At 54.8% G+C, this 18681-nt stretch carries 16 protein-coding genes; 10 read left to right on the top strand and 6 right to left on the bottom strand.

All coding sequences use genetic code 11. The features are described from left to right. Window positions 1–51 precede the first annotated feature (51 nt). Entirely contained in the window at window positions 52–753 is a 702-nt protein-coding gene (locus GOV89_RS20290) for an IS6 family transposase (protein ID WP_170389003.1), read from the bottom strand. A gap of 51 nt (window positions 754–804) precedes the next feature. Here GOV89_RS20290 and GOV89_RS20285 point away from each other — a divergent pair, with 51 nt between their 5' ends. Further along, on the top strand, window positions 805–2145 hold the full coding sequence (locus GOV89_RS20285; protein ID WP_171238917.1) for a relaxase/mobilization nuclease domain-containing protein: 1341 nt from the start codon (window positions 805–807) through the stop codon (window positions 2143–2145). Between the two features lie 87 nt (window positions 2146–2232). Further along, the gene (locus tag GOV89_RS20280) at window positions 2233–3270 is read left to right on the top strand and encodes a hypothetical protein (RefSeq protein WP_171238916.1); all 1038 of its coding nucleotides are present in this window, start codon (window positions 2233–2235) and stop codon (window positions 3268–3270) included. Window positions 3271–3717: 447 nt separating this feature from the next. On the opposite strand, the gene GOV89_RS20275 is transcribed toward GOV89_RS20280, so the two are convergent. Continuing rightward, window positions 3718–4782, bottom strand: a complete 1065-nt coding sequence (locus GOV89_RS20275; RefSeq protein WP_170542489.1) for an AraC family transcriptional regulator — start codon at window positions 4780–4782, stop codon at window positions 3718–3720. A gap of 79 nt (window positions 4783–4861) precedes the next feature. Here GOV89_RS20275 and GOV89_RS20270 point away from each other — a divergent pair, with 79 nt between their 5' ends. From GOV89_RS20270 to GOV89_RS23130, 6 genes are all read left to right on the top strand, one after another. Continuing rightward, window positions 4862–6235 (top strand): amidohydrolase family protein, encoded by a 1374-nt coding sequence (locus GOV89_RS20270; protein WP_171238915.1) that lies wholly within the window; start codon window positions 4862–4864, stop codon window positions 6233–6235. A gap of 66 nt (window positions 6236–6301) precedes the next feature. Continuing rightward, complete coding sequence (locus GOV89_RS20265) at window positions 6302–7813, top strand: amidohydrolase family protein (protein ID WP_170542485.1); 1512 nt, start codon at window positions 6302–6304, stop codon at window positions 7811–7813. 60 nt (window positions 7814–7873) lie between these two features. Beyond that, a complete protein-coding gene (locus GOV89_RS20260; protein ID WP_171238914.1) occupies window positions 7874–9559 on the top strand; it encodes a hypothetical protein in 1686 nt (561 codons plus the stop codon). Continuing rightward, window positions 9556–10341 carry a DUF3299 domain-containing protein gene (locus GOV89_RS20255; RefSeq protein WP_170482507.1) on the top strand — a complete coding sequence of 262 codons (786 nt, stop codon included), beginning with the start codon at window positions 9556–9558 and terminating at the stop codon, window positions 10339–10341. Before GOV89_RS20260 ends, GOV89_RS20255 begins: the two co-directional genes overlap by 4 nt. A gap of 32 nt (window positions 10342–10373) precedes the next feature. Continuing rightward, a complete protein-coding gene (locus GOV89_RS20250) occupies window positions 10374–10775 on the top strand; it encodes a hypothetical protein (protein WP_170482510.1) in 402 nt (133 codons plus the stop codon). 94 nt (window positions 10776–10869) lie between these two features. Then, window positions 10870–12084, top strand: a complete 1215-nt coding sequence (locus GOV89_RS23130; protein ID WP_170554979.1) for a carbohydrate porin — start codon at window positions 10870–10872, stop codon at window positions 12082–12084. Window positions 12085–12496: 412 nt separating this feature from the next. Here the strand turns inward: GOV89_RS23130 and GOV89_RS20240 are convergent, their stop codons facing one another. The 3 genes from GOV89_RS20240 to GOV89_RS20230 are packed head-to-tail and all read right to left on the bottom strand — an operon-like array spanning window position 12497 to window position 15479. Next, window positions 12497–14362, bottom strand: coding sequence for a type IV secretory system conjugative DNA transfer family protein (locus GOV89_RS20240; protein WP_171238913.1), 1866 nt, complete (start codon window positions 14360–14362; stop codon window positions 12497–12499). Continuing rightward, complete coding sequence (locus GOV89_RS20235) at window positions 14355–14513, bottom strand: hypothetical protein (RefSeq protein ID WP_171238912.1); 159 nt, start codon at window positions 14511–14513, stop codon at window positions 14355–14357. The genes GOV89_RS20240 and GOV89_RS20235 overlap by 8 nt, the downstream gene beginning before the upstream one ends. A gap of 12 nt (window positions 14514–14525) precedes the next feature. Continuing rightward, the gene (locus GOV89_RS20230; RefSeq protein ID WP_171238911.1) at window positions 14526–15479 is read right to left on the bottom strand and encodes an ATPase, T2SS/T4P/T4SS family; all 954 of its coding nucleotides are present in this window, start codon (window positions 15477–15479) and stop codon (window positions 14526–14528) included. Window positions 15480–15841: 362 nt separating this feature from the next. Here GOV89_RS20230 and GOV89_RS20225 point away from each other — a divergent pair, with 362 nt between their 5' ends. Continuing rightward, the gene (locus tag GOV89_RS20225) at window positions 15842–17107 is read left to right on the top strand and encodes a helix-turn-helix domain-containing protein (RefSeq protein ID WP_171238910.1); all 1266 of its coding nucleotides are present in this window, start codon (window positions 15842–15844) and stop codon (window positions 17105–17107) included. Between the two features lie 186 nt (window positions 17108–17293). Further along, window positions 17294–18247, top strand: coding sequence for an autoinducer binding domain-containing protein (locus GOV89_RS20220; protein ID WP_171238909.1), 954 nt, complete (start codon window positions 17294–17296; stop codon window positions 18245–18247). Between the two features lie 51 nt (window positions 18248–18298). Here the strand turns inward: GOV89_RS20220 and GOV89_RS20215 are convergent, their stop codons facing one another. Beyond that, window positions 18299–18661, bottom strand: coding sequence for a hypothetical protein (locus GOV89_RS20215; protein WP_171238908.1), 363 nt, complete (start codon window positions 18659–18661; stop codon window positions 18299–18301). Window positions 18662–18681 lie beyond the last annotated feature (20 nt).

Below are 18681 nucleotides of genomic sequence, written 5' to 3'. Positions count from 1 at the left end.
GGTGTTGTCACGTTAACTTCCGACCCACCAAGGAATGCTGATGCCCGGACTTCAAGCAGCTCGAGTGGCGGCATTCCAGGCGTCAAATGCTTCGAGGCGGTGATATCGAATTGTTAAGGCTGAGCGACGGCGTGCGGGGGCACAGAAGCAATTCCGAACGGCTGAATGGGTTGTCACGAACCTCTGCAAACCTCCTGGGGACCGAAACCCCTGCATCGTTCGTTCCCGCTTACGGAATGGCAGGTGGCTGTTTTCGGCTCGATTGTTCAAACCCTTGTGTGACCAATGATCCAACCCCGGCGCGACTTCTCGCTTGGCGGCGCCATATGAGCGCAGTTTGTCCGTGATGATCCGCTTGGGAAGAATACCAAAACGCTTTACCAGGCGGCGTAACAGCCGTTTTGCAGCCCGTTTGTCCCGTTTCGGTTGGAGTATTTCGTCCAGCACGATGCCATGTTGATCGACCGCGCGCCAAAGCCAATACTTGCGACCTGAGATTCTCACGGCAACTTCATCCAGATGCCAGACATCACCTGGGCAGCCCTGTCTCTGCCGCAAGTTTTGAGCTATCGCCGGCCCGAATTTGAAGACCCAACGGCGGACGGTCTCGTAAGAAACATCGATCCCACGTTGTAGAAGCATCTCTTCAACTTCCCGTAGGCTCAAATTGAAGCGAACATAAAGCCACACCGCGTGAGCGATGATCTGAGGAGGAAATCGGTGGTGCTTGTAGCTGATCGACGATGAATTCATCGATGTCACCTATGTCCAAATCCAAGCATGAGCAACCGAACGACGGTTAACGTGACAACACCCCTGACGGTGTTCCACAACGACACTGACAACCCCCATGTCCACATCGTTGTGAACAATCGAGGAGTCGAACATGGGCAGTGGTTGGCTATGGGTATGAGCAGCGAAATGAACATCGACGTTCAGCGCTCTATCCAGGTCGAGGTTGCTGAGGAATACGGAATTGAGCTGACCGCAACGACCCGCCTTGAGCGCGGTTTGCGGCAGGAAGTCGAGACCGACACGTGGAAAGTTCAGGCCGGAATGTCGGTTGTTGAAAGCACCCCGGAAGTCGAAGCAACGGCCCGCGACATGGCCGGTGATGTGATGACCCTATCCATCGCAAGAATGTCGGATCTGTTTGATGAGCGCGCCAACGCCGTCAAAGACCGGATCGAAGAGTACGCCATCATGCTCGTTGAAGGAGAGGAACCTATGGTATCGAGAATGGAACATCTACTGGATCAGGCCCATCATTTTGATGACTATGGCGAGCCGGAAGACCCGTCTTATGTGTCGCCCGAAGTCATGAGCAACTTGCGGCGACACATCGAATTAGGCGGTTCTGAGGAAACAATTACGCCCGAGCTGAAGGCTCAGGTTGTTGCCCATATCAGCGACGTTCGGGACAACGAACAGAGCCATCCGTATCTGTCTGCCCTTGCTGATATTGTCGATGACAAGGCGTTCCAGGCGTCCGAAGACTACGCCCCGGCATCACGCCGCTACGAGGTCTATATGCAGGACACCTTGGGCGAGGGGGTCTATGAAGACTTCCAGGCTCAGACGAAAGATTTGCTGCAATCAATCGACAAGATGGAAGGGCTTGCCCGAGAGGTTGATGACCCTCATCTGCGTGTCGCTATGGACATTCAAATTGGCGAGCTGAAGGGCGACGTTGCGGATCTGCGCGCCAACGATCCGGACCTTCAAGCCTTCATCATCGAGGACCGCCGCTATTCAACGATGATGGGAATGGGCACCGCCGAAATGGATGTCTTGGATTATCCAGAGGCCGACAAGTGGGCCGCGATCCGCAAGGAAGTCACCGACACGGCCAGCAGCTACGGCCTCGATGGCGAGGCGTTTGTTGCCCGCTTTGGCGACCATCAGAACGTCACTTTGGGCACAACAATGACATGGCGCAGCGACGACATTTCGACCGCAGCGGCCCACTTCCAGGCTCAGGGATTGTCGGACAGCCACGACCGCGCTGAGGCCGTTGTTGACGAGCTGCACCAGCTTGCTTCTTCCAGGATCATCGCAATCTCAGAAGAACTCTCGGATGTTCACGCCCATGCCACGCACCCGCTCTTGCAAGGGCGCGGCGACGATGACGGACACAGCTTGTAAGGACATAGCCCGGTCTGCCTGATGAGCGCGCCAACGCCCCAGGCAGATCCATCACAGAGTTTTCCATCAACTCGCAAAGGAAAAACTATGGTTTCGCGTACAGACTATCTTTTGAACGAAGTCGAACACTTCGCACCCTATTCCCAATTCGATCAATCCGCCCCGCGCGAGGATCGCGTTTCAGAGCAGATCGACATCATCATAAAAGAGCAGCAGGCGATGGGCTATGATCGTGCCGCCATCGCTTCAAAGAGCTTCGACATCGAGGACCAGGCCAACCGCCGTGTTGACGAACATTCCGCGCAACAAGATCTGGTCGGAGAACTGAAAATCGAATTGGAGGCTGCGGAGCGGTCGGGGGAGCCGGTTGATCTGAACGATATGCAGGCTTTGGTTTCTCAGCACATGACCGATGCTCAGGAATACGACCTGTATCATCCCTACTATTCGTCCCTTGCGGATCTGTCCGGCGACAAAGGTTTTCAGGATTCCGACGATTACCAGTCGCCCGGTGATCGCTATGTTCAGTATATGCAATCTGCTCTGGGGCAGGCCGGTTTCGAGAATTACGAACAGCAGACCAAGGACATTGTGAACTCCATCGAGAACATGGAGGCTCTTGCACGAGAGGTCGAAGATCCGCACTTGCGCGCCGCTATGGACGTGCAGATCGGAGAGCTGAAGGGCGATGTTGCCGAGCTACGCCCATACGACACCGACCTGCAGGCGTACACTATTGCGGACGACAGTTACTCCACTTCCATGAATGCAGCCGAGCTGGACAACCTGGACCCGTCCGAGGCCGAAAAATGGCTAGCAGTGCGTGACGACATTGTTGCTACCGCCAACAGCTTCGGTCTCGACGGAAACAAGTTCCTGGCCCGCTACAACGATCATGACAGCGTTTCAGTCGGCACCACGGCGACTTGGAAAGACGCGGATATTTCCACCGCTGCTGCCCACTTCAACAGCCAAGGCGTTCCGGACAGCTACGAGCGCGCCGAGGCCGTTGTCGGTGAGCTGCACCAAGTTTCATCCAGCAAGATTGCCGCTGTGGTGCAGGAGATTGCCCATACCCGCGAACAGGCCACCCACGTTCATGAAGATGATGGTCACAGCCTTTAACGACGGAAGACATTATAGATTATTGTTCGCGCTGGTGAATGTGTTGCCGGGAACAGCGAGACCACCGGGTTGGAGTAATGTGGGGTCTGTTCCGATTGGGACGGACTCTTATCGTTGGACATTCCGGGCTTTCGCTGCACCACGTTTGAATAGGCAAGAAGCGGGACAAAGCCACCATTTGGTCAATGACCGCTTTCCAGAAGTGGGCTTCGTTCGCGGGGTAAGCGTATTTGTTGGATCGTTTGAAAGCTGCGGGGGCCTTATCAGCCCATATCCGAAACGCCCGTGAGAAGCCTGTTGAGTCGGTATGGCCTAGTCTTTACGCTTTTCGCGGCGTTGAAGTCCCACGGAAAAACGCCGGATATCCGAAGCGAGCCAACGCCTGCAGTAAGTTGGGACTTGCGTCGTCGCTTCTGAATCTTGGAGCGGTAATCTTTAGCTTAACGATCAGTCGGAGTTGCATATCTGATTGCGTTTTTTGAATTCATTCGGAGTCATCCCGGTCCATCGCTTGAAACTCCTGTGAAAACTGGGTTGGTCCAGAAGCCCAACACTTTCACCAATTTCTTTTATCGAAAGTTGGCTGTTTACAAGCAAAGTCTTCGCTCGCTTCGCCCGACATTTTTCCAGTTCTGCTTTGAAGCTTGTACCATTGGCTCGGAAGGTGCGTTTCAAACGGTCGGGGCTTTGCGAATACAACTCTGCAAACCAGTTCAGGGTGGCAGGTTGCTTGTCGAGATGCAGTTCAAGCAAATCGCGGGTTTGCTGAAGAAAGTCGTCGGCGCCTGTGAAGTTCTCCGGGAGATTCTGGCTTTGCCCACCTCCGGACCGAAGCAACAACCAGTTTGCTGGAAACTCGATGTGCGCCCCCATGCGGTTGGTCCTGCGTACCGAAATTTCCTTTTTCTGCCAATCAGGGATACAATCAGGTTTGCAAACCCAGAATTGTAGTTTCTTGGAGTCCCAGTCGGGATCGCAGACGGATCGAACTAGTCGAACCATAAATCCCAGATAATAGCCGTCGACTTGGCCAGGTGGAGAAGATGGCTTGAATGTGCGTTTTGCAACCAACCTAGCGACATGACCGTTGGTCTCGAGATTGTAGTTCGCCATGGACGAAATCCTGCCGACGTCCACAACAAGCGATATTAAAAGATCACCGAGCGTCGCGCTTTGAGTTTCAAGGATCGACAGGTTGGGCAATGTATTGAGAGCCGCATTAGCACCGACGTCAAACCCTAAATGCGGGTTACTCAATGCCTTCGCGAGATTGTCGATCAGATCGTACCAATGCTGCCCTGCCATGAACGCTTCGCCGCGCTGCACGTCCTTCAGACAGAGGCCGGATGGCTCAAGAAATTTTTCAACTTCAAGGCCATGGCTGAGGGCAAGGGACACAAAAGGTTGCGCCATCGAGCATTCAACAGTTGGGAGTTTCATTTGCCGACCTGAACTATCGCGATTTAATTTTTTATTCGCATTTTCGAGCATTTTTTTGGACAATTCAACCATATTGCTAATGACAGTCTGAGCGCCACACGCAAAGATACAATCGTGCAGAGCAGTGCATTGCCAAGAAGGAAACTCCAAAATGTTCAAAAGATTTATAGTCGCCACTGTTCTTTCAGCGGTCGCAACATATTCATTTGCTCAAGAGGAGAGCTTTCCGATCCTCTTCACCAATGTGCATGTCTTTGACGGGGTGAACGAAGAGCGGATCGAGAATGCCAATGTGCTGGTGGTCGACAACTTGATCGCCGATGTCTCGACCGAACCTCTGGCCGTCGCCAACGCCCAGATCATCGACGGCGGCGGGCGCACGCTGATGCCGGGGATGCATGACCAGCACGTGCATCTTACGGTATTCAATCCGCTCAGCGACGGGTTACGCCAGAACATCACTCCCTTTCACCTTGGCGGCGTCGCCACGATCCGGTCCGAACGCATCCTGATGAACGGATTCACAACCGTGCGCGACCTTGGTGGTCCGGCCAAATCCATCGCCCGCATCATTGACACCGGAATGTTTCCCGGCCCGCGTATCTATTCCTCGGAAGCGTTTATCACTCAGACATCCGGTCATGCCGATTTCCGCAAACTGAACGACCGGCATCCGACACTCTCCGGACAGGGTCCTTCGCATTGGGTCGAGACGGACATGAGCTTTATCGCCGACGGACCTGAGCAAATCCGAATGGCGGTGCGTGAAAACCTGCGTCGCGGGGCAACCCAGATCAAGATCATGGTCAGCGGCGGGGTTACGTCAGAGTTCGATCCGCTGCACTCACTTCAGTATCAGGCTGACGAGATTCAGATGGCGGTCAAAACGGCCGCGCAGTGGGGCACCTATGTCACCTGCCATGTGTTCACCGAACAGGCGATCCGCAACTGCATCGACAATGGCGCCAAGACGATTGAACACATCCCGTTCCTAACCAAGGAGGCTGCCGAGATCATGGTCGAAAAGCAGATCATGTTCGCGACGGCGGTGGCCCCGGTCTACTCGGTGACCACCGAACAAGCGGAAGCCTTTTACACGCCAGCGTCCTTCGTGAAATGGAAAAGTGTGCGGGATGCTGCGGCCAATATGATCGAAGTGATCCAGACGACGCCGGGCATGATCGATCTCTACACACTGGGCACAGACCTTGTGAACAACTGGGATCAGACGCTTGAGCAAGACAAGAAGATGAACGACGAAATCGGGTATCTGCACGAAGCGGGTTTCAGCGCATATGACATTCTGCGCATCGCTACGTCGAACGGCGCCCGCATGAACCAACTGACCGGCTTGAACAACCCGTATCAAGACGGCCCCCTCGGCGTGGTCGAGGAAGGTGCCTATGCAGATCTTCTACTCGTCGATGGCAACCCGCTGGAGGACATCCTTCTGTTGGCCGAGCCGGACGCCAATCTGAAAATCATCATGAAAGACGGCGTGATCTACAAGAATACACTCGATTGAGTGTCGCGCGGGGTGAATTAACCTCGGCACCCCGCGTACCCCGATAGCGGAAGGGAAAGGAAGCCTATGAAATACCTCGGCAAATCTACAATGATGGCGAGCGCAGTCGCTCTCACAACAAGCGCGGCTTTTGCACAGGAGGCCGCAGGTGACATCCCCCCTGTTACACTCTTTAAGAATGTGATGGTTTTTGATGGAGTGAGTGACGGGCTCAAGGACGTCGACGTTCTCGTCGTAGGCAACAAGATTCACAAGATTGACGCTGACATTCCTGAGGGCGGGAAGTGGGAAGTCGATGTGCGCACCGGGGGATCCAAGCGGTTGCCTGATCCAGTCGGCGGCATCGACGGCTACTCCTTCACCGTTCAAACGGAACGCGGCATCGAGACCAAAGAAGTGGATGTGACCGTCATTGACGGAGACGGTCGTACGCTCATGCCCGGGCTTATCGACAGCCATGTGCATGTGAACATGTACAAGAACGGGACTATCCCGGGGCTTCAGGACACCACATGGGAAGAGATTGGCGCACGTGCTGCCGCATTCGCGCAGGAAATGTTGGCGATGGGCTTTACAACGGTTCGCGATATGTGCGGCGCTCATGGTGGGCTTAGAGCGGTTATTGATGAAGGATCACTTCCCGGCCCAAGAATTTATTCCTCCGGCGCATGCCTTAGCCAAACGGGCGGACACGGCGACTGGGGTATCGCTGGTCAGCGCAAGAACGAGAGCAATCTTGAGCGACTGGAGATAACCAGATTGGTGGACGGGCCCGCCGAGGTGCTTCAGGGTGCGAGGAGGAATTTTGCTTTAGGGGCAAACTATCTAAAGATCATGGTCAGCGGTGGCGTGACATCGATCAAGGACCCGATCTATCAGTCTGCTTTCACAAACGAAGAGATTTCTGCTGCAGTAGAGGTTGCAGGCGATATGGACTCATACGTCGCTATGCACGTATTTATGGACAGCGACCTGTCCCGTGCTCTCGATCTTGGTGTCAAAGTGGTAGACCACGGCCTGACTATTACCGAACCGACGATGCAGAAGCTGGTCGAAAAAGAGGCGTTCTTTTCGCCCAACCTGACTGCGCTTGCGCCCGAAGCTCTGGAACACCCGATGCATCAGGACCCGACTTTCCCGCCGACGGCGAAGTTTCTGTGGTTGCGGGAAAACAGCAAGCAGCTCATGGATCTTGTGAAAAAATACAAGCCGAAGATGGTGTTCGATTCCGATTACGTGCTTCTCACGGGTGTCCCTTATCGCCAGTCAATGGATTTTACGAAGGCGTTTGTCGCGCGTGAGTTTGGCAACCTCTGGGCATTGCAGATGATGACCTCGAATGGTGGCGAATTGGCGGCTCTGACCGGACGAGGAAACCCTTACCCTGAAGGCAAGCTTGGTGTGATCGAAGAAGGCGCCTACGCCGACATTCTGATCGTAGACGGGAACCCACTTGAAGACATCTCGGCCATCGGCGCGGTGGATACATGGTTTGATGCGCCGCCGCGCGGACAGGATGTCCCAAGCATTCGAATGATCATGAAGGACGGCGTGATCTACAAGAACACGCTGAACTGACCTCTCCATTACGGCGGGGTCATCGGTCTCTGTCCGCCAACAACTTTTGGAGTCTTAGAAATGAAAACATCCGCGATAGCCATTCTGGTCGCACTCTCAGGTTTCGCAACCCCGGCGTTTGCCGCAGATTGCGATGTTGCACTGCTCAACGGGCGGCTCATGGACCCGGAAAACAATTTCGACGCCGTTCGTAACGTCTGCATCAAGGGCGATAGGATCACGTCGATTACCGAAGATGCAATTTCGGGTGAACACGAGATCGACGTTGCAGGCCACGTGGTCGCGCCCGGCTTCATCAATACCCACTCGCACTCCTTCGGGGGGTTTGATCAGAAGATGATGGCCCACGACGGGACCACCACGATCCTCGACACGGAAAGCGGTGTGGCCGATGCCGACCTGTTCTATGACAAGTATGAGGGCAACTCCTTTCTCAATTACGGCACCGGGATGGGACATGAAGAGATCCGGCGTGTGGTTATGGACGGCGTACCGGTCGAACTGGCATCCGATCCGACATACATCCTCAAATCGCGCGGGGCGGCCGAGGAAGAAGACGGCCATGCCAGTTGGGCCCTCGATGTCCCGTCCAAGGAACAACTCGAAGAAGTCATGACCATGTACGTCAAGGGTCTGCGCGCCGGCGCGATCACCGTTAATACGACGGTCGGCTACATGGGGTACAACACCTTCCCGAAAGAGATCTTCGCACTCCAGAAGCTTGCCAAGGAATATGACCGGTACTTTGGCGCACATACACGGTTCGGGCCGACCGAGAGCCTGCCGCTCTACTACTCGCTGGGTGCAAACGAGGTGATCGCAAATGCCGTGGCCCTGGATGGCGCGCTGATCCTGTCGCACATTCAGAATCAGGGCTGGGAAGAGATTTACGAACTCGCCCGCCGCCTGCAGCAGCGCGACATGGACATCTTCGCCGAGTACTATCCGGCGATCACCGGAAATCCCAACATCGCAACCCCACAACTGCTGCCCGACAAGATCGAGTCGAACAATATCGTTCCGACGCGGGATATCTTCGATACCTCCACCGGGGAGCTCTATGAAACGGACGAAGAATTCTTCCGTCAACAGGCAGAGGACCCGTCCAAGCCAATCTTCATCACTGTGCGCCCGGAAGCCGATCTGAAGCGCTGGATCCACATGAAGGACATTGCGATCGCCAATGATATCGTCGGCTATCTCGTCGATGGCGAACCGCTGCCAGTTGAGGCCGATTTCAGAGAGTACGGCGGCCACCCGCGCAATGCCGGCACTTATGGCATCGTGTTCCGCGAAGCCCGCGAGCAGGGTATCCCGCTCATGGAGATCGTCAACAACGCCTCTTACATCCCCGCCAAGTACTTCTCCCGCGTCGGTCTTCAGGCGATGCAAGAGCGCGGCCGGATGCAGGAAGGCATGATCGCAGATATCACAATTTTCAACCCCGAGACGATCACTGAGACATCATCGATGAAAAAGGGCATGAACGGATCATTCACCAAGGGGATTCCCTACGTTCTGGTGAGCGGTCAGATCATCATCGACGGCGGCGTTGCAAACACCGATCTGCGGCCCGGAAAGCCGATCCGGTACGCGCGCATCACAGACGGTGAAATCGAGCTCGATCTGGGCGACAAGGCATTCTCGTGGCATGCGGATATCGAAACGCCAGAGGATGAACACTCGGAGTTCCCTGATCGGCCGGCAGCGCTCGAAACCACGATACCCGGGAGCCCGGAGCAATGAGGGCTTTCCGGTCGGTCCTCGCCTCCTTTGTCTTCTCAGCCTGTTGGCAGGCCGCAGTTGCCGAACCTTTGGTAACTGACTGGCCCGATCTCGTTGATGAGGCGGCTCAGAACTTCGAGGATCCCTTCCGTGATCTGACCTTCGATCAGCTTGTCGCACTGCGCACCTTTGTGAATGCTCAGGAGAGCCTGACATCCGGAGACACTGCGGAAGATGACCGATCGCAACTGGAAGCTCAGCTCGCCGACGTCGAGGCGGAGCTGAAAGCCGAGGGGATTGATGCCAATTGGCTTATTTCGCAAAGGTGGGTTGTTGCGGATCGGAGAAAGCTGGCAGGAGAAGCCGGAAATCCGGCGAAAGACGGGGAAATCATCAAGCTGGGTGGATTTGTCATTCCGGCACCCGCCGCCGAGGACGGCACGCCTGTGGGCTATCTGGTTCCAGAGCGGGGAATGTGCAGCCACGTACCACCACCACCGCCAAACCAGATGGTTCGCTTGCGTCTGACCAATGGCTGGAAGTCGACCGAGATGTATGAACCAATTGTTGTGACGGGACAGTTGCAAATCCAGCCGTCGGATGAGCGGATGTTGGTAGTCGACGGTTTCGTTTCAATGCGTGCCACCTTCGAAATGGATGTTACTGACGTTCAAACGTTCAGTAAAAATGACGTCCGCCAGTCAGTGGGCACTACCGATCCATCAGCCGCCACCAAGGCTTGGGCGGAAGGTCTCGCCGAAAAGCTCAAGCAAAACCGTCAATCTCAAACAGAGAACCAATAACCTCGTCAGGCTCTTCATCGAAAGGACGTACGATGAAACATCTTATCCTAGGGGCTCTTATGGCGGGATACGCCACATTGGCAACTGCAGAAGATACCCAAAACATGCGCACGTTTTTGTTCATTGGCACGTCCAACAGTGCCGCGTGGGAAATGCAGATTGCAAATCCAGGCGATCGTGCAGCTAGCGTCAAAGGTGGAATTGAGGCGCTTGGCGGGGAGCTTCTCAGTTACTATTGGGGGCTCGGAAACGGGAAAAACTATATCACTGTTTTGCTACCTGACGATCCCACCTTCATTCAGGCGTTTTACGTCAGCCGTCTTGGGGATGGACTGCTGGACGACTACCAGATGATCGAATTGATGAGCAGCGCGGACATGGCCGAAGCGTTGTCCCGCGTGCCCGAGATCAAGGCGCAGGATGATTTGAAGTAGTGTCAGTCGTATCAGGAACAAAACCATGCGCTCAAACCTCAATGTAACAGTTGCAATGGCGCGGTTGAAACAGACCATGAGCGTTTGCGCAGGAGTGGCGGCCATCGCATCCGGGGCGGCAGCCCAAGAGAACAGCACGGTACGGCAACTGGAGGCGGCAGCCACCGCATCGCTCGGGGGGCCAGCGTCGGCTCAGGCGCAATTGGAGCAGGACAGGCTCCGGCGTCTCGAGAATTCCAGATTGCCGGGGCTGGATCGGTTTTTCGATCCCTTCGAACAGTCGCGCGAGGCTTTTGCCAAACGCACTGGGTTGAATTTGTCCTTCGACTTCCAAGCGCTGTACCAGAAGTCTTCAGACAGCCTGAGTGGCACCGACGAGGCGGCATCCGGGCAGGCGCGGATCATTGGCAACTGGGCACTCTTTAATCGTGGCAGTGAAAATGCGGGTAGCTTTGTCTTCATCCTCGAAAACCGTCATCGGCTAGGAACGGATATCGCGCCGGGCGGTCTCGCGGGCGAAATCGGATATCTCGGTGTCACGGCAACGACCTTCAGCGACACAGATTCAACGCTGTCGGTTGCTTATTGGTCGCAGGCGCTGTCCGGCATCGACGGAGGCTTCGTTGCAGGTCGCATCGACCCCGGCGACTATTCCGATATCCTTGGCTATGTGAATCCCCGCACGACCTTTTCGAATTTTTCAATTCTGTTCAGTCCAGTCCTTCCCATTCCCGATCCCGGCTTTGGCATTGCTGGCGGTGGTTACTTTACAGATCAGATCTACGCACTTGGCGTGGTCAGCGATGCCAATGGATCATTGACGGATATAGACTGGTTTCCCGGCGGTTCGGAGTTCTTCACCTACGGAGAGATCGGCTGGACGCCTGCAAGAGACCAACGATACCTCACCAATGTTCACCTCGGTGTATTCCATGTGGATGACAGAGAAGACGCCGGCGTGCCCAGCAGTCACGGAGCGATGCTGTCGGGCAATGTGACCCTTGACGAAAGCGTTATGCTGTTCGGCCGCCTTGGCTGGTCCGACGGCGATGCCCCGATTGCCAGACGTGCGGTCAACGCCGGGGTCATGTGGCGCCCCGGGTTCTATGACGACTTGTTCGGGTTTGGCGTGACGGTCGCCGACCCAACCGATCAAAGCCTTGACACGCAAACCACCGTCGAAGCGTTTTACCGGCTGGATATCTCCGACAACCTCGCGCTCACGGCAGATGTCCAATATTTGAACAATCCCGGCTTCTCCGATGATGATCCTCTGGTGTTCGGGCTGAGGTTGAGATTCAATTTATGAGACAGAAAAAAACCGAAACTTCTGTCTAGCACTTAGTATTCTGAGAGCCGGCCTCCGCTGATTAACCGGCCCGTCAATTCGATGTAGAATTACAGGCTAATGATGATTGGATGGCTTCTCTGGCAAAGTTGAAAACTTCGTTTTCGAGAAGCTTGTCACAGTTTTAGCCAGACAGGTTCGCGTTGAAAGCCGGATGTAGCGTAGCTTCCTTTCGAAACCCGGCGCTTAAAACCACAATCGTAGCTCGAGCTCAGTGAAAGAGAGGATAAAGCAGACGTTCGCAACCTATCCTCCAACGGCAAGTTTGGGCTCGAAACGCTATTTCGCCGCATCGCGTGCAAACGGCTGGTCAAAGCCGTGAAGCTGACATGCCCAGTTTTCTCTACTTCCGAAACACAAGGAAGTAGTCAGTTTATTGCGCCAGTTTCCCCATCGCCAGCTGCTTCGCCGACATCGCCTTGGATTTTGCCTCATCCCGATGTGAACCAAACGCGGCTTTGACTGCCTGGTCTTTTTCTGAAACCTCTCTCGCCGGGGCAGGGGCCGGTTTCGCTTCAGCCAGCGCCTTTGCCGTGTCCTTTGCCTGTTCGTCAGCGAGATCCCGATATGTCCCTTTGATCCTCGGAGCTTCACCCCCAAGGAACTGCATGAAATAAGGATCTTCGAAGTATCGGATCTTGTTTGCAATTACCGGCATTTTGCCGTCGCGGATCAGCACAACCTCATTTTCAGGCAATCGGCCAACGTGTTCCGGCCGGAGCAGGCGAATGCCTTCCTCGCGTTCCGATATGCTGCCCATTTCCATTTTGCCGAGCGCCCGAGACTTCGACTTGCTCATAGCTGTTTTATCACCGATGGACCTGGACACGTGCTCGCGTACCTCTGAATCCTCAGACGCAGCGAACATTTGCGTCCCGGCGTTTGCCAGCATCGCCCGCACACCTTCATGCCCATAGATGTCCTGCAGGCGCGACAGCGTTTGCGAAATTACGATGATCCGGCCACCGAACGATCGCATGGTGTCATACGCTTCAACGACGCGCTCAAGATGGCCGAGGCGCTGAAACTCATCGAGCAGCATCAAAACCTTGAACGGCTCATCTTCACCCGGCTCAACGGTTTCGATGGTGTTCACCAGATCGAGGAAGAACAGGCGAATGAGTGTCCGGAACTCTTTGACCTTCTTCCCTGGCACAGAAAAGTAGATCGAGCTGGGGCGCCGACGCAGATCTTCGAAGTTGATGTCATTGCCCTGCGTGGCTCTTGCCACAGAGGGGTTGCGCCAGAGCTGCAGGCCGGAGTTGTTCATAACCGAAATCGTTGATCGCAAGATTTTGGATTCTTCGGCTGCAAGATTCAGGAACTCATCTGCAGCGCGCGCATATCCAACTTCTTCAGCCATTTTCTCATAGTCCTTTTGCTTGGTCGTTTTGACCAGGCGCAGGACTTCGGAAATGTATGGCCGTTTTCGTTTGATTGCCAACATCGCCATTGCGCAGAACATGCCTTCGACGCCACCCATAAAGCCTTGCGCGGATGAGCTGGGCGTGTCGAACATCTGGGTTGCAACCTGAATCACTTCTTCCCATCGCCGGTCCAGATTGTCGGCACGAGCTGCGCGGCGCAGAGGGTTATAGCTATGGCTTTTGTCGGGGTTTTCGGGATCGAACACAAAAACCTCATCGCCCATTGCTGCCCGACGCGCACCCGTGGTCTGGAAAATCTCGCCTTTGATGTCCAGGACGACGCAAGACCCATTGAAACGCAGGACATTCGGGATCACAAAGCCGCTGGTTTTGCCCGAACCAGACGGGGCAATGAACATCGCGTGTGGCTTCTGAACGCCGGGGCCGGGCTTATAGTAGATTGCGTTTTTGTCCTTTGGCTCACCAAATTTGGCAAACACGATTTCACTATCCAGTTTGTCTTTGAGCTTCAGAACCGACGCATAGCCCTCCTGGACGAGCTGAGGGGCCTTTGCAAAGGTCGCATCACCGTATTTCGTTGAGGGACCACGCAGCGCAGCCGCCACGAATGCAAAGGTCAAAACCCCCACCGCGGCCACCGCCACCAGACCCATTATCTGCTGCGTTTCTGCAGGCTGTGCCATGAAATTCTCTGGGATCGCCCAGATGTCCAACCCGCGAAAGCCCCTAGTGTTGATGTATTCGAGAGCCAGCCCGACCACCAACACCGCGCAAGCCGAGGTCGCGATAAAGCCCATAGTACCGGCTATCGCTACCTTCTTGCCTTTCGGTAGATCCTGAAACTCAGCCATCGGTCAGCTCGCGTTTGAAGAAGCAAACGATGCCAAATTCAGCACGTGCGACACCAACCATTTCCCAACCTTCCTTGCCCAGATTTGCGAATTTCTCGCTGGCATTGTCGCGTTCCGAAAAGGGCACGTCTCGGTACTCGAATTTCTTCATCTTTGTACTCCTTCAGATAAGTTGTTCAGCGGTCATCAGGGGCGGGAAAATCACGCCGTTGACCTTCCGTTCGTCCCCGATTTTCTTCATGTGAACGATCATGTGAATGGTGGCCCGGATGTCGTCGACCACCTCTGACTTTTGGACGGTCGGAGATCCGCGTCGCACCATTTTGCTCATCCGCCCGATGGCATCGAGGGCCGAGTTGGCGTGCATGGTGCAGACAGAACCATCGTGGCCGGTGTTCACCAGTTCCAGGAACATATTCGCGTCGTCGCCCCGAATTTCACCGCATACGAGGCGGTCAGGCCGTAACCGCAGCGCCGATTCCAGCAGCTTTGTTGGTGATCGAGGGCCATCTTCTTCAGAACGGTCGGCAAGCAGATCAACAGAGTTTGGTTGCTCGATGTCCAACTCGGCCACTTCTTCAATCGTCACGATCCGTTCGCCCGGATCGACGCGCTTCAGCATGGCATTGAGAACAGTGGTTTTGCCAGACGAGGTGCCCCCGGCAATAATCACGTTCCACTTACTTTGCATCGAGAGGTCTGCCAGCTCGTCAAAGCTCATCGTGCCGGCTGCAAGGGCAGCACGGGCAGTTTCGAGCGCACTGTGATCTTTGCTTTCCGCCAATGCGGCCTCTTTGCTGGCGAAGCTGAACGCGCCTAGATCGACAGTTTTCACGCGGAGCAGGCGGATCGCCACGGACCCCACGCCGGTTGTTGCTGGCGGAATCACGACCTGCACCCGCGCTTTGCCCTGCTGTGTTGGCACATTGGCCGTCGCAATGGGTTTCTTTTCTCCGAATGTCACGTCGCTGAAACCGGCCACACAACGCCCGATATTCTCTACATCGTCTCTGTTCAGTGTGATGTCTGTCTTGCTCATGTGGGTTGTGCCCATTTCTTCGACCCAGACAGATCCGTCAGGGTTTACAGAAATTTCGCTCAGGCGTTCATCGTGCAACAGATGCTCGATCTTGAATGCGTTGCCCTTCGGAAGTCAGTGAACGTGCCAGCCACATTGGCAACCAGGCCTTCTTGGCCAGAGGAACACCGTAATCCCAAAACAAAAAACCCCCGCAAGGCGGGGCCTCAGCGGGGATCTTCCTAATTCACGTTTGATCACCTGATGTATAGGAAACTCCAAGATTACTGACAAGGACAAACGCATCTGTGCGAACGGTTTTTCTGTGTCAATTCGCTGAGGTTCGACCCGCTTTGCTTCCCCAATGAGAAGCAGACCATGAAACCGTTGAACCAATCCAAATACTCTGGCCCCCGAAGCTGCGATGCCAATACTGACCTTTGCCAAGGGAAGCCAATACAATGAGCTTTCGGCAGATCGTATCCACCCATCACCACGAAAACATACGCTTCCACAACGGCCTTCCCGAGGGTTGGAATCGAGACAGGTTTCGGCAGCTCTGCGTGGGATATGCGCAGATCAGAGGCGCATCAGCCCAGTGTATTCGCACCTTAGAGATCATCATCGATATGATTACGCCATGTGCTTTTCGAGACCCGTCTCAGGAACCCTTTTGCTACGCGCGCCAGGAAACCCTCATTGCCGGTCGAGGCGTGACAGATCGGACAATCCACAATCACGAACGAGAACTGGAAATGATTGGCCTGCTCGAACGCAGGCTTGGTGCAAATGGGGCGCGTTGTAAGCGCAAGGGGCTCGGCCTCTTTCTGACCCCTGCCCTAAACCTCATTTCAGAGATGCGCGACGCAGACGAGCAAAGCAAAGCCGAGAAGAAAGAACATGACGAGCTGCGCGGGGATCGATCACGGCTTTACCGACATGTGAAACACAGCTTGGCAGTGTTTGCCTCGCTCCCCTGCAGTCCTGAAGGCCTGGAAGACATGATGGGGGAACTTCGATCCTGGCCGCGTGCCGACAAGCTGAAATACATGTCGCTGGATGGGCTCAGATCACATGTTCAGGCAGCTCACGATCTTTGGAAGCGGATCGAAATATATGTTAAAAAACCCGGTGAATTTTCGGGTGAACCCGAAGCCTGTTTCGGGTGCCATATACAAGACCAAATTGAAGAAGAAATTCTGTCTTGTAACGCCGATGGCGAAGTTACAATGCCCTCGGCTGAAGCCTCGGAACCAGATTGTTCTGGCTCCGGGCCTTACGGCCCTCCGCATTGCTTAGAAAGCAATCATCCGACAGATACGGCATCAAGCAAGGCCCAAAAACTACCGCAGGTGAATAACCGCATCCTATATGAACTGGCCTCACCCGAGCTGCGTATGCATATCGATATCGCCGGTGGCGGAGATCAGAATTCCAAGCCAAGCCTCTATGCAATCGAGACCGGCACTTGGTCCCGGCTGTCTGAGATCGGCACCAATATCTGCGCCTGGCATGCGGCTATCGAACGGTTGACCATCATGGGGGCGATCCTGGCTGGCGTGATCACGGATGCGAGGCTGAGTGATCCGCGGCTGCCGCCCGTTGTCAACCCGGGCGGATATCTGCGCGGTATGGTGCAGGCTGATGAGCGCGGGGAGTTGAACCTGATATCCAGTTTCATGGGGCTTTTGGCGCGAAGAGCCCGGGAGGAGGAAGACAGAATTTAGCCGTGTCGGGTTATGCGCCGCCAGCTTTTCCAATTCATGTGTCTCATCGGCAGTTTTTCGCTCTGTTTCCGCCTACAGAACAGAACCATATTCAGATCTGTGATTGCTACGGGAATTCCCGAGTGGTTTGTTCAGCTTTAGGTTGCTAATCGGCCTCAACGGCAACGCGGAACAGAAAGACGAACTATGAAAATTGCGGATATTGGCAGTTCTGAGCTGGACTTCAGGCAAACAGGCGAAACGCGCCTCCAGGATATTTGTAACCGGTTCGGGTTGGAAAATGCCTCCTACGCCCATATCGACAAGCATTATAACGTTGTCCACGGCTGCACAACGTTTCCGGAGGAGTGGGTCAGGCATTACGTTGACAACGACCTGGTTCTGGTCGATCCCCTCATTCGGTTTGGCGCCACTATGATCGCACCGATTGACTGGTCAGTGTTCGACAACCAGGCTGACTACGCAGCGCTTTTTGAGGCAGGCCGAGAATTTGGCGTTGGACGCAACGGTCTTTCCATTCCGGTTATCAACCCCTTCGGGGAGCGGGGCGTATTCACCGTCACATCCAATGCGCCTCGCCCCGAGTGGGACGCATTGATCGCGAGAATGCTCCCTGCCCTACGTCATGAAGCACAGGTTCTGCATCTACTCGCCCTTGATGTGATTGAAACCGTATTCAACTTTCCCTCGGATTCCCTGTCCGGCGACGAGCTGGATGTGTTGAAGATGCTCGCGTCGGGATTGATACCGTCTGTCATTGCTCGGCAGACGGGGCATTCTTCGCGAATGGTAGAGGCACTGACTGCTTCGATCACCACCAAGCTCAAAAGCCGGACGATTGAACAGGCAGTAGCGCGGGCAGTCAGTACTGGATTTCTTAAGTGGAGCGATTTCTTTGCCGACCCTGTGGCCGAACTGGTTAATATGGAAAGTCAGAGACTATGCGGTGGGATCGTCCGTTGGAGTGGCAGGTCTCACGAGTTTATCGCATTTGAAGACGGCAGGCTGGTTCGGAACGCTGATAGCTTTCAGCCGGTCCAGATCACGGATCTCGCGAGAGAGTTTAACTTGAGTGCGAACGAGGTGGTCGAGGAACTTACGTGTAACCGTGATCAAAGATTGCGGATCCGGTATCTCTGAATTCGGCTAACACGCACTGCTTCGTCTTTGAAAAGACCGCAGGCGCAAGTTTTACATAATTTCACTTCTGCGTTTTAGTATGACTTCATAACCATAGTTGTCCGTACCCCAGATGGCGAACATGCGCTTGGCCTTACCAGGTGATACGTACCGGCAGTATCCCCAGACCATCGAGGCCTCTTTGTTTATTTTATTGTGAAGCCGGTGTGCGATCATCGAAGGGTAAGAAAAGCTGTTACCCTTGCGCGGGAAGACGACTTTGTTGTCAAGACGCGGCTCGACTTCTACGGTCAGGACAATCGTTTGTTGTTCACCTTCAACGGAATATCTTTCAAACGGCTCTAGCGGGGTGCCCGCACCCAAACGTAAGCGAGACTGGGTCAGATAGCATTGCTCCGATAGGGTGCTGGACAAAAGCTCATCCTCGAACCGAA

It is taken from the genome of Ruegeria sp. HKCCA5763, from assembly GCF_013034545.1.
Lineage (GTDB): Bacteria > Pseudomonadota > Alphaproteobacteria > Rhodobacterales > Rhodobacteraceae > Ruegeria.
The sequence above is the reverse complement of the archived record's forward strand: the minus strand, read 5'-3'. Positions and strand labels throughout refer to the sequence as shown.